This is a genomic window from Hydrogenovibrio halophilus DSM 15072 (assembly GCF_000384235.1).
Taxonomy (GTDB): domain Bacteria; phylum Pseudomonadota; class Gammaproteobacteria; order Thiomicrospirales; family Thiomicrospiraceae; genus Hydrogenovibrio; species Hydrogenovibrio halophilus.
Genome location: NZ_KB913033.1, coordinates 1,615,190 through 1,628,649 on the forward strand (window position 1 = coordinate 1,615,190; position 13,460 = coordinate 1,628,649).

The 13,460-nt window shown below is 57.7% G+C and carries 12 protein-coding genes; all 12 read left to right on the forward strand.

Annotated elements, in window-relative coordinates:
• Positions 1-6 precede the first annotated feature (6 nt).
• Complete coding sequence (fabG, locus tag A377_RS0107810; RefSeq protein ID WP_019895714.1) at positions 7-750, forward strand: 3-oxoacyl-ACP reductase FabG; 744 nt, start codon at positions 7-9, stop codon at positions 748-750.
• Positions 751-872: 122 nt separating this feature from the next.
• Positions 873-1,109, forward strand: a complete 237-nt coding sequence (gene acpP, locus A377_RS0107815) for an acyl carrier protein (RefSeq protein ID WP_019895715.1) — start codon at positions 873-875, stop codon at positions 1,107-1,109.
• A 107-nt stretch (positions 1,110-1,216) separates the two neighbouring features.
• Positions 1,217-2,455 (forward strand): beta-ketoacyl-ACP synthase II, encoded by a 1,239-nt coding sequence (gene fabF / locus A377_RS0107820; protein ID WP_019895716.1) that lies wholly within the window; start codon positions 1,217-1,219, stop codon positions 2,453-2,455.
• Between the two features lie 34 nt (positions 2,456-2,489).
• Complete coding sequence (locus A377_RS0107825) at positions 2,490-3,971, forward strand: aminodeoxychorismate synthase component I (RefSeq protein WP_245546805.1); 1,482 nt, start codon at positions 2,490-2,492, stop codon at positions 3,969-3,971.
• Positions 3,968-4,951 (forward strand): aminodeoxychorismate lyase, encoded by a 984-nt coding sequence (gene pabC, locus A377_RS0107830; RefSeq protein WP_019895718.1) that lies wholly within the window; start codon positions 3,968-3,970, stop codon positions 4,949-4,951. The genes A377_RS0107825 and pabC overlap by 4 nt, the downstream gene beginning before the upstream one ends.
• Entirely contained in the window at positions 4,948-5,964 is a 1,017-nt protein-coding gene (gene mltG / locus A377_RS0107835) for an endolytic transglycosylase MltG (protein ID WP_019895719.1), read from the forward strand. Before pabC ends, mltG begins: the two co-directional genes overlap by 4 nt.
• Before the next feature lie 63 nt (positions 5,965-6,027).
• The gene (gene tmk, locus A377_RS0107840) at positions 6,028-6,690 is read left to right on the forward strand and encodes a dTMP kinase (protein ID WP_028485376.1); all 663 of its coding nucleotides are present in this window, start codon (positions 6,028-6,030) and stop codon (positions 6,688-6,690) included.
• Entirely contained in the window at positions 6,687-7,688 is a 1,002-nt protein-coding gene (locus tag A377_RS13350) for a hypothetical protein (RefSeq protein WP_019895721.1), read from the forward strand. Before tmk ends, A377_RS13350 begins: the two co-directional genes overlap by 4 nt.
• 37 nt (positions 7,689-7,725) lie before the next feature.
• Positions 7,726-8,520, forward strand: a complete 795-nt coding sequence (locus A377_RS0107850) for a TatD family hydrolase (protein ID WP_019895722.1) — start codon at positions 7,726-7,728, stop codon at positions 8,518-8,520.
• Complete coding sequence (locus A377_RS0107855) at positions 8,520-10,352, forward strand: ABC transporter ATP-binding protein (protein WP_019895723.1); 1,833 nt, start codon at positions 8,520-8,522, stop codon at positions 10,350-10,352. The genes A377_RS0107850 and A377_RS0107855 overlap by 1 nt, the downstream gene beginning before the upstream one ends.
• A gap of 137 nt (positions 10,353-10,489) precedes the next feature.
• A complete protein-coding gene (locus A377_RS0107860; protein WP_019895724.1) occupies positions 10,490-10,906 on the forward strand; it encodes a rhodanese-like domain-containing protein in 417 nt (138 codons plus the stop codon).
• A 125-nt stretch (positions 10,907-11,031) separates the two neighbouring features.
• Positions 11,032-13,371, forward strand: coding sequence for a methyl-accepting chemotaxis protein (locus tag A377_RS12780; protein ID WP_169338015.1), 2,340 nt, complete (start codon positions 11,032-11,034; stop codon positions 13,369-13,371).
• Positions 13,372-13,460: the final 89 nt, after the last annotated feature.

Sequence of the window (13,460 nt, forward strand, 5' to 3'; positions counted from 1 at the left end):
AACACTATGATGTTAGCGGGAAAAATTGCCCTGGTCACCGGTGCCAGTCGTGGAATCGGTCAGGCCATTGCTCTGGATCTGGCCAGGCAAGGTGCCATAGTCATCGGCACAGCCACCTCCGAAAAAGGGGCTCAGGCGATCACGGATTATCTGCAGGCGGCCGGCGTCAAAGGCGAAGGGATGTGTCTGAATGTGACCGACTCGGACCAGGTGTCCGAGGTGATCGCCCAGATCGGTCAGTCGCATGGCGCGCCCACCATTGTGGTGAACAATGCCGGCATTACCCGAGACAGTTTGTTGATGCGCATGAAAGACGAGCAATGGGACGACATCCTCGACACCAATCTGACGTCGGTGTATCGGGTCTCCAAAGCCTGCTTGCGCGGCATGATGAAAGCCAAATCCGGTGCCATCATCAACATTGCCTCCGTGGTGGGGGTGATGGGCAATGCCGGTCAGACCAATTATGCGGCCGCCAAAGCCGGTATGATCGGGTTTACCAAATCCCTGGCTCGTGAAGTCGGCACCAAAAACGTGACGGTGAACACGGTGGCGCCGGGCTTCATTGACACCGACATGACCCAGGCATTGCCGGATGCTCAGCGCGAAGCCTTGCTGGATCAGATTCCACTCAAACGGCTGGGTGCGCCGGAAGACATCGCCCGGGCTGTGACGTTTTTGGCCTCTGAAGGTGGGCAGTACATCACCGGTCAGACCCTGAATGTCAACGGTGGGATGGTAATGGTGTAAAAATGGCTTGAAAATTCGTCTGAATAGGGCGAAAATGGGCGAAATTTTACATTGATCTGGGTGGCCCTGTCTTTTGGCAAAAAACCTGTTTTTTATTTGTTAACGAAATTGGAGATTGTTCCATGAGCAGTATCGAAGAACGCGTCAAAAAAATTGTGGTAGAGCAATTGGGTGTGGAAGAAGATCAGGTCACACCTGATGCGTCTTTTATTGATGATTTGGGTGCCGATTCACTGGACACAGTGGAACTGGTAATGGCACTGGAAGAAGAATTCGACTGCGAAATTCCGGACGAAGAAGCCGAGAAAATCGCGACTTTGGCCCAGGCCACTGCTTACGTTGAAAACAATCTGGAATAATCGGTCCAACCGACGTTTCTGAATTGCTGAAAAAGCCGTGATCTCACGGCTTTTTTTGTTTTTGGCCGGGGCCGGAAAAGGCCGCGCAGCTTCTGATCGAGACATGTATGAAAACAAAACGAGTGGTTATTACGGGGGTGGGGTGTGTGACACCTCTGGGCAATTCGGTAGACACAACCTGGCAGGCACTGCTTGCGGGTGAGTCTGGCATTGCCCCCTTGCAGGGGTTCGATACCGACGCCTTTTCGGTGCGTTTCGGCGGCCAGATCAAAAACCTGGCGCTGAACGACTGGCTGTCGCCCAAAGAGGCCAGAAAAATGGATCCGTTTATCCATTATGGCATCATCGCCGGTTCCCAGGCGTTGTTGGATTCGGGACTTGAGGTCACCGAGGCCAACGCCGAACGGGTGGGGGTTTCCATCGGTTCCGGCATCGGCGGCATTCAAACCATTGAAACCCAGCATCAGACCCTTCAGGAAAAGGGGCCCAGACGGGTGTCTCCGTTTTTTGTGCCGGGATCGATCATCAATATGATTTCCGGTAATCTATCGATCATGCACGGCCTGAAGGGGCCGAACATGGCGATTGGCACGGCCTGTGCCAGCGGTACCCACAGCATTGGCGATGCCTATCGGATGATATTGCACGGCGATGCCGATGTGATGGTGGCCGGTGGGGCCGAGCATGCGACCACGCCATTGGGTGTGGCCGGGTTTGCGGCCGCCAAGGCTCTGTCGACCCGCAATGACGATCCACAGGCCGCTTCCCGTCCCTGGGATCAGGGTCGAGATGGCTTTGTGCTCAGTGACGGTGCCGGTGCGGTGGTCTTGGAGGATTACGATCTGGCGAAGGCGCGTGGTGCGACCATTTACTGCGAGGTGATTGGGTTCGGCATGAGCGGCGACGCTTACCACATGACCAAACCCGCCGAAGGGGGCGAGGGCGGAGCCCGCTGTCTCAAGCAGGCATTGAAAAACGCCGGTCTGAACCCGGATCAGGTGGACTACATCAATGCCCACGGCACCTCGACTCCGGCAGGCGATGTCTGCGAAGCCCAGGCGATCAAAACCGCTCTGGGGTCGGCGGCCTACGACACCCTGGTCAGTTCCACCAAGTCCATGACCGGGCATTCGCTGGGCGCGGCCGGAGCCATGGAAGCGGTCTTTACCGCCAAAATCATGCAGCAGCAAGTGGTCCCGCCGACCATCAATCTGGATCAACCGGCCGAAGGCTGTGATCTGGATTTTGTGCCGCATACGGCGCGCGATGTCAAGGTTCGTTATGCTTTGTCGAATTCACTCGGGTTTGGCGGCACCAATGCCTCCCTGGTGTTTGCCCGTGTTTGACCTTGCGTTTCTCTGATGAAGTCACGATCCGTTTATGACGCCACACTTACCTGACGCCATGCCTGCGCCCCAATGGGTGGCGCAGCCGGTGCCGGTCTGGGTCAGCGAGCTGCCTGACGTTCGCGACCTGAATCTGCTTGCTTTGTGCGAGCGTTGGCCGGAACGCTATCCGTTTCTGCTGGAAAGCGTGGCCTCGGGACAAAAACAGCCGGGTGTGGGGTTGGATGGTCAGCCTGTGGGCACGACGGCGGAATCGCTGGGCCGTTTTGATATTCTGATGGCGTTTCCTCAAACGTCCGATGCCTGCCTGACGCCCGAAGCGGGTCAGGATTTTGTGCGTGGCTTTGAGCAATCCCTGGTTGAAAACGGGTTGACGCCTTCCGACTCTGCATTGGCGGATGACACGGGGGTGGCGGAAACAAAAACCCTGTCTTTGCCTTTTACCGGCGGCTGGTTTGTGTATTTCGGTTACGAATTCGCGCAGGTGCTGGAACCCAGTTTGTCCTTGCCGGCATCCAACCTGCCCCTGGCTAAATGGGTACGGATTCCGTCCGCGATTCTGATCGACCATCAGACCGGGCACGGTTATCTGGTCGCTGAGCCGGGGTTTGAACACCGTTTGCACACCCTCTATCAGGATTTGCAGCAAGTTGGCCGCGTTGAGACGTCTGTCCCGGAAATCGCGGTGGCAGAGATTCACCAAGATCCGCCGCAGCGGTTTACCCAGGGCGTGGACCGGATCAAGGACTACATTCTGGCGGGGGATGTGTTTCAGGTGAACCTGTCGCGTCAGTGGGAAGTGGATGTGAAAAACGCCTCGGCCCCGAATGTCTATCGTGCACTCAGACAGGCCAATCCGGCGCCGTTTGCGGCCTACGCCGACTTCGGTGACTGGCAGGTGCTGAGTTCGTCCCCCGAGCGACTGGTGACTTCGGATGGGGAACATGTGGCCACCCGGCCCATCGCCGGGACCCGCCGACGCAGCTCGGACACGGAAAAGGATCTGGCGCTGATTCGGGAGCTGCAGGCGCACCCCAAGGAAGTGGCCGAACACATTATGCTGATCGATCTGGAGCGTAATGATCTGGGCCGTTTGTCCCAGCCCGGCAGCGTTGCGGTGGATGAACTGATGGCGATTGAGACCTATCAGTATGTGCATCACATTGTGTCCAATATTCAGGGACGCTTGCAGCCGGGCACGTCGCCTTTGGACATTTTTGCGGCCACCTTTCCGGGCGGGACCATCACCGGCTGCCCCAAAATCCGCTGCATGGAAATCATTGCCGAATTGGAACAAACGCCCAGAGAAGCCTATACCGGGTCTCTGGGCTACATCAATCGCGATGGCCGTCTGGACAGCAACATTCTGATTCGAACCTTTGTTCAGCAGGGTGAACGCCTGAGATTTCGTGCCGGGGCCGGGATTGTGGCGGACTCCGACCCGGAAAAGGAACTGGCCGAAACCCGGCACAAAGCCAAAGGCCTGTTGAAAGCCCTGCGTCGGGAAATGCGATGACGGCGGGGTCATTGCCTTACGTATGGTCATCGACCGAAGCGACGCAGGCATGGGAAGCCTGTTATTTCGACCGCGGCGGGTTGTATGGCGACGGGTTTTTTACCACTCTGCTGGTCTGGCAGGGCAAGGTGCTGAACTGGCCGGCGCATTGGCAGCGTCTGGCCGAGAGCGCCCGGCGTCTGGGTTTTCCGGCCCTGGATGAAGCCACGTTGCGCCGGGATCTGGTCCGCTGTTATCAGGCAGGCCCGTTGCCTCAAACGCGTGAAGTGGTGAAGATCGTGATCACGCGCGGTCAGGGCGGGCGCGGCTATGCGCCACCATCCGAGCCGACACCTTTCAGGCGGATTTACCGTTTGCCGTATCCAGAAGCGGTTTCCGGAGAATTTTCCGGGGAGGTGGACGCGCCCAGATGGGATTTGAGTTTGTCTGCCAGTCCGGTGCAATGGGGACGGCAGCCCTTGCTGGCCGGACTCAAACACCTGAATCGACTGGAGAATGTGCTGGCGCAACAGCACGTGTCCCAGCAGATGACGGCACGGCCGGGCACGCTGGCCGATGCGGTCATGACCGATGACCGGGAACAGGTGATTTCGACCACCCAGGCCAATCTGGTGCTGGTGAAGGGCGATCAGTTGCTGACCCCGAAACTGGATCACTGCGGCGTGGCCGGCACCTGTCTGAGTCAACTGCCTCAGGCGTTGGCCGCTGACCCGGTTACTGCCCATTTTGCCCTGAGCGCGACCCGACTGAGCTGGAACGATATGATCGAAGCCGAAGCGGTTTTTGCCACCAACGCCGTGCGCGGAGTGATGCCGGTACGCTTTGTGCGCACATCGGCGGCGGAGCACAAAAAAAGCCCGGCACCGGTCTTGCCGATTCACCAGGCCTGGTTAAAATGGCAGGCGGACACGGCGCTTTCGTTCGTCGAATTCGAAAACCCACATATTGAACACCCAAACATCGAGACCCCAAACGCATGAATACAAGCAAATGGAAACTGTTGACCCTGACGTTGGTTTCGAGCGGCCTGGTGATCTGGCTCTCGGTCGAAGGCTGGGCCTTTCGCCAGTTTCTGACCCAACCGATTTCATCGCTGTCCGAACCCAAAGTGGTCAGCATCCCTCAGGGCACCACCACCCGTCAGGCCGCCCAAAGACTGCATCAGGCGCAATTGCTGCGTCATCCCGAATGGTTTGTCTGGGTGATGAAATGGCAGGGGCTGGACGGACAGATCAAAGCCGGTGAAATGGAAATCCAGCCGCAATGGGACCTGACGACGCTGATGGATGCGCTGGTGCAGGGCAAAACCGTGACTTATCCCTTTACCCTGATTGCGGGCGAAACCCTGGCACAGGCGCTCGAGCGCGTCCAGAAACTGGACAAGGTCAGGCAAACGCTGACCCCGCTCAACGAGCAGACGCTGGCCGACGCGTTGGGTCAGGAACCCCCACTGGAAGGACAGTTTTTGCCTGAAACCTATTTTTATGCCGCCGAAGAGGCCGATGTGACCTTACTGAAACGGGCCTATCAAGCGCTGCAACGTCGACTTGACCAGGCCTGGTCACAGCGAGATGATAATCTGCCCTATCAGACGCCTTATGAGGCCTTGATTCTGGCTTCGATTGTGGAAAAAGAAAGCGGTTATGCGGCCGAACGCAGCAAAATCGCCGGGGTGTTTGTCAATCGGTTGCGTCTGGGCATGCGCCTGCAATCGGACCCGACCGTGATTTATGGGATGCAAGAACGGTACGATGGCAACATCCGCAAAAAAGACCTGCAGACCAAAACCCCCTGGAATACCTACCGGATCAACGGCCTGCCACCGACACCGATTGCGTTGCCCAGTGCCGATGCGATTGATGCGGTGATGCAACCGGAAGAAACCGAGGCGCTGTATTTCGTGTCCAAAGGCAATGGCGAGCATTATTTTTCCAAAACACTGGCCGAACACAACCGCGCAGTGCGAAAATACATTCTCAATATCGTACCCTGAATCCCGTGAGGCTCTCAGGCCCGAATGTTTCATGAAATATTCGGGTTAGAAAAAAGGCAACGCATGACAAACGCTACCAGGCCTGGTCAATTCATTACTTTGGAAGGCACCGAAGGGGCAGGCAAATCCACCAATCTGGCTTTCATCGAGCAGTGGCTGTCGCAGAGAGGTGTGCCTTTGCTGGTGACGCGGGAACCCGGTGGCACCGAACTCAGCGAAGCCATCCGCGGACTGCTGCTGGACAAACACTACAGCGACATGACCGATCTGACCGAACTGCTATTGATGTTTGCAGCCCGGCATCAGCACCTGCACCGCAAAATTCTGCCGGCACTGGAAGCGGGCACCTGGGTGGTGTGTGATCGCTTTACCGATGCCACCTATGCCTATCAGGGCGCCGGGCGCGGCATGAACCCGGAAGTGATCGCGCAACTCGAAACTCTGGTTCAAGATGATTTTCGTCCGGATCTGACGCTGATCATGGATCTGCCAGTCGCCACAGGTCAGGCGCGGGTGAACGCCCGCAGCGCGGCCGGAGGCCCGGAAGTCGACCGATTTGAGCAGGAACGCACAGCCTTTTTCGAAGCGGTGCGCGGTGCCTATCTGCTCCGGGCAGAAGCCGAACCCGACCGTTACGCCGTGATCGATGCCAGTCGGTCACTGGAATCGGTGCAAACCCAGACCCAGGCGGTTCTGGAAAAGGCACTGGAGGTCTGGCAAGGATGAGCACCACGGCGTTTATCAAGGTGTATCCCTGGCAGCAGACGGTCTGGGAGCAATGGCAGTCGCAACTGGGTCAGGTCGGGCAGGCGTATCTGCTGGCGGGTCAGGCCGGTACCGGGCTGGAAGGATTGGTGCACGGTCAGATGCAGAGTCTTTTGTGTCAGGCCACAGCGACACTGCCTCCTTGCGGCGAATGCCCGGCCTGCCGCTCGTTTGCCAACCAGACTCACCCGGATGCGCTGTTTTTGCGGCCGCCGGAAGACAAAACGGTGATCCCGATTGATGCGGTGCGGGCGTTCAATGAAAAGGTGTTTACCACCTCGCATCAGGGCGGACGCAAAGTCGGCCTGATTGCGCCCGCCGAAGCGCTGAGCGAATCGGCCTTCAATGCGCTGCTGAAAACCCTGGAAGAGCCGCCTGCGGGCACGGTGCTGATTCTGCTGACCCATGCCCCCAGCCGCTTGCCCGCCACCATCATCAGCCGCTGTCGGCTCTGGTCGGTGCCTTCGCCCACGCGTCAGCAGGCTCTGGAATGGTTGCAGTCGGCCTGTCCCGAGGCCGATGCACCCTTGCTGAAAAAAGCCCTGTCGGTCAATTGGGGCGCACCGCTGGAAGCCCGGCGCTGGATCGACGAGAAAGGCTTTGAGTTCGAAGCCCAATGGCAGGCCGATCTGAAAGCGCTGCAACAGAACCAGCAGACCGTGACTCAGCGGGTGGAAAACTGGCTGAAACAGGCCGAGCCACAAAGAGTGCTGGATTATTTTTACCTGTGGACGGTTCAGCGTATCCGCGCCGCGCTCTATCAACAGAAATTGCCGCTGGATCCTAACTGGCTGTCTTTTCAAAAATCGGTGCTTCAGGCCCGGACCTATTGGCACAGCAACGTCAACCAGACGTTGTTGCTGGAAGCCCTGACCCAGGAATGGCTGGCCCACCAGCAACCTGATTATGTGCCGTCGGCGGCCCTTCAAGGCCATTTGATTCGCGGTCGGGGCATTTAATTATTTTTCTGCAACGTTACGACCAACAGGAGTGTCTATGACCCTGATTGACTCGCACTGTCATTTGAATATTCTGCCCGAGGATTTCGGCGGCCCGGCCCAGGTGATTGCCAACGCGCATCAAACCGGCGTGGATCGGATGATGTGTGTGGCCATCGGCCCGGATGGCTGGTCGGAGATTCTGGAATTGTGCGACCAACATCCCGAAGTCTATGCCGCCATCGGCATTCATCCCTGTGAACCCAAAACGGTGACGGTGACCGATGCGCAACTGATCGAAGCGGCCAGTCATCCCAGGGTGCTGGCCATTGGCGAGACCGGACTGGATTACCATCATTTCGATGCCGAAGCCGAAGACATGACCTGGCAGGCCGACCGCTTTCGTCAGATGATCCGGGTGGCCAAACAATTGAAAAAGCCGATTGTGATTCACACCCGGCATTCCACGCCCGACTGTCTGCGGATTCTGAAAGAGGAAGGGGCGGACGAAGTCGGCGGGATCATGCATTGTTTTGTCGAGGATTGGGCCATCGCCAAAGCAGCGCTGGAGTTGAATTTTTACATTTCCTTTTCCGGCATCGTGACCTTCAAAAACGCCAAATCGGTCAAGGCCGTGGCGCAACAGGTGCCGCTGGATCGGATTCTGGTGGAGACGGACGCGCCTTATCTGGCGCCGGTACCCTATCGCGGCAAGCCCAATCAACCCGCTTACACCCGCTATGTGGCCGAAGAGATTGCCCAATTGCGTGGCCTGTCGCTGGACGAAGTGGCCGACGCCACCAGTGCCAATTTTGAACGGCTGATGGGCAAGCTGGATCCACGGTCCTTCTGATGACCGACCACGCCGCAGAGACCGCACAAGGCCGAGACGACAGGCCCAATGAGATCGTGACCCATCCCGGTGAATACACCTGGCGGCGTATTTTCGAGCGGGTGATCGAGCACAAACCGGCACTGATCAAGGCCCATCTGATCGCGCTGCTGGCGATGTTGGCCACCGTGCCTTTGCCGCTGCTGCTGCCGCTGATGGTGGATGAAGTGCTGCTGGCACAGCCAGGGGCGATTGTGGCGTTTCTGGACAGTTGGATGCCGCAAAACTGGCAGGGCGCGGTGGGTTACATTGTGACGATCACCGTCATCACCATGTTGCTGCGCGTCATCGGCACCGGCCTGGGCGTCTGGCAGGTGCAGCAATTCACCTACATCGCCAAGGACGTCACTTTCGGCATACGCCGTGATCTGCTGGCTCGGGTACAGGGTGTGGCCATGAGCCGGTACGAGTCCATGGGCAGCGGCAGTGTGACCGCCACCATGGTCAATGACGTGGACACGCTCGACACCTTTCTCGGTACCACCGTCGGCAAGCTGGTCCTGGCGTTGTTTTCGCTGGTGGGGGTCACCGCGGTCCTGTTGTGGCTGCACTGGCAATTGGCCCTGTTTATTCTGCTGATGAACCCGCTGGTGATTTACTTCACCCTGCGCATGGGGCGTCACGTCAAGACGTTGAAACGGGACGAGAACACGGCGGTGGACGCGTTTCAGCAATCGCTGGGTGAAACCCTGGATGCGTTGCAACAGGTGCGGGCCGCCAATCAGGACCGGGCGTTTTTTCAGCGCATCCGCACCTCGGCCCAATCGATCAAGGAACGCTCCCAGGCGTTTGGCTGGAAGTCCGAAGCCGCCAGTCGCGTGTCGTTTCTGATTTTCCTGCTGGGCTTTGACCTGTTTCGGGGCGTCAGTTTTCTGATGGTGGTGTTTTCCGACCTGAGCATCGGGCAGATGATGGCGGTGTTCGGTTACCTGTGGTTTATGATGGGCCCGGTGCAGGAAATTCTGGCGATTCAGTATGCCTACAATGCGGGCAGTGGTGCTCTGTCACGGATCAATCAGGTGCTGGATCTGGAGCAGGAACCGCAATACCCGGCCCTGCAAAACCCGTTTACCGCCGAGCGCGTCAGTGTGCAGGTCAAGGGGGTGAACTTTCACTATCCTGGTCATGAAAAGCCAGTGCTGCGCGATCTGACGTTTGAATTGCAGGCCGGGGAAAAGCTGGCCTTTGTCGGTGCCAGCGGTGGCGGCAAAACCACACTGGTGCAACTGCTGCTGGGGTTCTACCAGCCGGATGGCGGGCAGATCTGCTATCACCATGTCCCGATTGAACAGATCGGTCAGGCCCGCATTCGGGAACAGGTGGCGACGGTGTTGCAGCAGCCGGTGATGTTTCAGCAGAACGTGCGCTTCAATCTGACCCTGGGGCAGCCGATCGACGAAGATCGACTCTGGCAAGCACTGGAAATGGCGCAATTGAAGGACACCATCGTCGCCTTGCCCGATGGCCTGGAAACGGTGGTCGGGCGCAACGGAATCAAACTTTCCGGTGGTCAGCGCCAGCGATTGGCGATTGCGCGCATGATTCTGCAGGACCCCAAAGTGGTGATCATGGACGAGGCCACTTCCGCTCTGGACATGGCCACCGAACGGCATCTGTACGAAGCGCTGGCCCCGTTTCTGGCCGGGCGCACCACCTTGATTGTGGCCCATCGTTTGAGCTCGATCAAGCAGGCCGACCGGATTCTGGTGTTCGAAGACGGGCACATTATTGAGTCGGGCAGTCACGAAGACCTGGTCGAAGCCGGCGGCACCTACCAGCGTTTGTATCGTTAGCGCCTGTTGTTTTAACCCCTTTTTGACCAGGCCTGGTCAATAAACCCTTTTTAACGGTCATAAAAAACCTTGTTCATGATCCGGTTGTCTCTGGTTATAATAGCGTACTGATTTATCAATGGAATGGGGTGTGGTGTATGAAAGGTGTCTATCGTTTGGCCAGTCTGGTGTTGCTGTCGGGGTTGGCCTGGAATGCCCAGGCCAAAGAGGATTCGCCCAAAAACATTGATGGGGCCACGACCGTTCAGGCGGCGGATGTGAAAAAACTCTGGCGCCAGGGTGTGGCCATCATTGACACTCGCAAGGACGAGGATTGGGAAGCCGGGCGCATTCCCGGTGCCTACCACGTCAACATCAAGAAACCCGAATTCAACCCCGAGCGCATTGGCCGGTTTGTCGGCAAGAACGAACCGGTGGTGACCTACTGCAATGCCAAGAAATGCCATCGCGCCGCCAATGCGGCCAAAAAACTGGTGTCATTCGGCTACACCCAGGTGCATTATTTTCGCGGCGGTTTTCCGGCCTGGAAAAACGCCGGCTACCCTTATGAATGATATGAAGCAAAAACACCAATCACGGCTGGCAGGTTTTTTGCTGAACGCTTGACGCTCCCCCGATTCGATGCCCTCGGACCCTCTGAAAACAGGTTTTTGGGCCAAAAAAAACAGGAATAATGTTTATGTCTGTGGCCAAACATTCGTCACTTCGAAAAGAGCTGGAACTGTTTACCATTGCGGTGGTGGTTGTCACCATTGCCATTCTGATGACCATTTTTTATTTCAATCATGCTCAGTCCCAGAAGCATTTGCAGCAGGCGCTGTCGAGCAAAATGGCCTCGGTCTCGGACATGATGGTGACCTCGGCCCAGGAAAAGATGGAAAAGGCAATCTTCTCGTTTACCCGCGACAGCATTTTGCTCGATGGAGTGCGCGATAACGATCTGGACGCCATTGCCTCGCGCGCCAATACCACCGCCAATCTGTTGGAAGCCACGGGAATCATTTCCAATATTCGTGTGTTGTCGCCACAGGGGCAGGTGTTGTTCACCCGCAATGCCGAGGAGGTGGGCAAAAAACTGTCCTCCCGTCTGGTCGAGCAGGCCGCCACGGAACTGAATCTGGTCCGGGGGCTGGAAAAAATCGGTTCCGCGCCTCTGCAGGTGCATTTTGTGTTGCCGATTGCGCCCAAGGGTCAGTTGCTGGCGGTGGTGGACATGGCGCTGGATTATCAGTCGCTGGTCGGCCCTTCTGCTAAGGTGAGCGGGACGCCACTGGCCCTGTTTGACCATGCGGGTCAGCCGCTGACGGCTTCGGACAAATCCCTGCTGGCTCAAATTGAACAAAGTGCGTTTGAGGTGACGGGGCAGGCACTGGGTCAGGTGGAAACGGATCAGAGTGCCTTCACCCTGTCGTCTTTGCCTTTGACCACCGCGCAGGGCAAGACGGTGGCGTATCTGGTGGCGGCCGATGACACCACCGATCTGACCGCGGCACAGAATCTGGCCTTTTATGGCGGTCTGGCCGCGGTGATCCTGTGGGCTTTGGTGGCTTTTCTGGCGATCAAGTGGATTCTGGTTCGGGCGTTCAAACCGCTGGAAGCCATGCAGCAAACCGTGGCGATCATTCAGCAGAAGGGCGATTTGAGTACGCGGGTGCCAGTGGAAAATCAGAATGAGGTCGGTCAGGCCGCAGAGGCGATCAACCGTATGCTCGACACGCTGGATTCGGTGTTCTCCGACAGCAATCGGGTGATGCAGGCGGTGAGCGAAGGCGATTTCAGTCAATCGATTCGCACGGATCGGTTTGCCGGCGACTTTGCCCGACTGACCCAGAACATCAATGCCTCCACCCAGAGTCTGTCGTTTACCATGAGCGAACTGGAAAAAGTGGTAATCGGCCTGGAAAAAGGCGACCTGGGTCTGCGCATGGACGCTCAGGTGAAAGGTGAGATTCGACGCCATGTGGACACGGCCATGCAGAGCATGCAAAAAGTCATCGCCGACATTGTCATGGTGCTGGAACACATGGCGCAGGGCGACTTTACTCGTCAGGTGACGGTGGAAGCGCAGGGCGATTTCAAGCAGTTGGCCGGGCACGTGAATAACCGGGTCAAGCAGACCCACGACGCGCTGGAAGACATTGCCAAAGTAGTGGAAGCCATGTCCAATGGCGATTTGACGCAACGCGTTCAGGGCGATTACGCCGGCAAATTCGGCGAAGTGTCCGATCTGCTGGACCGTTCGGCCCAGAACCTGTCCGAACTGCTGGCGCGAACCCGCTCCACCGCGCAAACCCTGATCAGCAACGTCGGCCAGATTTATCAGGGCGCGCGCGATCTGAACGACCGGACGCAGCGACAGGCCGCGTCGCTGGAACAGACCACGTCGATGATGCAGAAGATCACCGATGCGGTCACCCAGACCACCGAACACGCCCAGTCGGCCAATCAGCAATCGACGTCGGCACGCAACCAGGCTGAAAACGGGGCCGAAGTGATGCGGGCCACGGTGCATTCCATGGGCGACATCCGTGAAGCGTCACACAAAATCGAAGAGATCATTACCCTGATTGACAGCATTGCCTTTCAGACCAACCTGCTGGCATTGAACGCCGCGGTGGAAGCGGCGCGGGCTGGTGAGCACGGGCGCGGATTTGCGGTGGTGGCGGGCGAAGTCCGGTCACTGGCCGGCAAATCGGCGGACGCGGCCAAAGACATCAAGGCCCTGATTGAAAACGCGGTTGCGGCCGTGGACGAAGGCACTCAGAAAGCCGAAGCCTCGGACAAGGCGCTTCAGGGCATTACCGATGTGATCCGCCAGGTCAGCGACAGTGTGGCCGAAATCAGTGCCGCATCCGATGAGCAGACCCGTTCGATTCAGCAGATCAGTCAGGCGGTTTCGGAGATCGACGAGGTGACTCAGCAAAACGCCGCGCTGGTGGAACAGACCTCGGCGGCCTCCGAAAGCATGAAAGAAGAAGCCGAAGCCCTGCAGGAGCAGGTCAGTCACTTCAAAACCTGATCGAAAGTCCGGTTGAACGGCACCGGCTTTTTGCTGGTTGCCGCAAAGCAAAAAACCACCAGGCCTGGTGGTTTTTGCCTTTCTGACAT

Coding starts and splice junctions, on each gene's coding strand:
- fabG (WP_019895714.1), top strand. CDS start 7: ATGATGTTAGCGGGAAAAATTGCCCTGGTCACCGGTGCCAGTCGTGGA.
- acpP (WP_019895715.1), top strand. CDS start 873: ATGAGCAGTATCGAAGAACGCGTCAAAAAAATTGTGGTAGAGCAATTG.
- fabF (WP_019895716.1), top strand. CDS start 1,217: ATGAAAACAAAACGAGTGGTTATTACGGGGGTGGGGTGTGTGACACCT.
- A377_RS0107825 (WP_245546805.1), top strand. CDS start 2,490: ATGACGCCACACTTACCTGACGCCATGCCTGCGCCCCAATGGGTGGCG.
- pabC (WP_019895718.1), top strand. CDS start 3,968: ATGACGGCGGGGTCATTGCCTTACGTATGGTCATCGACCGAAGCGACG.
- mltG (WP_019895719.1), top strand. CDS start 4,948: ATGAATACAAGCAAATGGAAACTGTTGACCCTGACGTTGGTTTCGAGC.
- tmk (WP_028485376.1), top strand. CDS start 6,028: ATGACAAACGCTACCAGGCCTGGTCAATTCATTACTTTGGAAGGCACC.
- A377_RS13350 (WP_019895721.1), top strand. CDS start 6,687: ATGAGCACCACGGCGTTTATCAAGGTGTATCCCTGGCAGCAGACGGTC.
- A377_RS0107850 (WP_019895722.1), top strand. CDS start 7,726: ATGACCCTGATTGACTCGCACTGTCATTTGAATATTCTGCCCGAGGAT.
- A377_RS0107855 (WP_019895723.1), top strand. CDS start 8,520: ATGACCGACCACGCCGCAGAGACCGCACAAGGCCGAGACGACAGGCCC.
- A377_RS0107860 (WP_019895724.1), top strand. CDS start 10,490: ATGAAAGGTGTCTATCGTTTGGCCAGTCTGGTGTTGCTGTCGGGGTTG.
- A377_RS12780 (WP_169338015.1), top strand. CDS start 11,032: ATGTCTGTGGCCAAACATTCGTCACTTCGAAAAGAGCTGGAACTGTTT.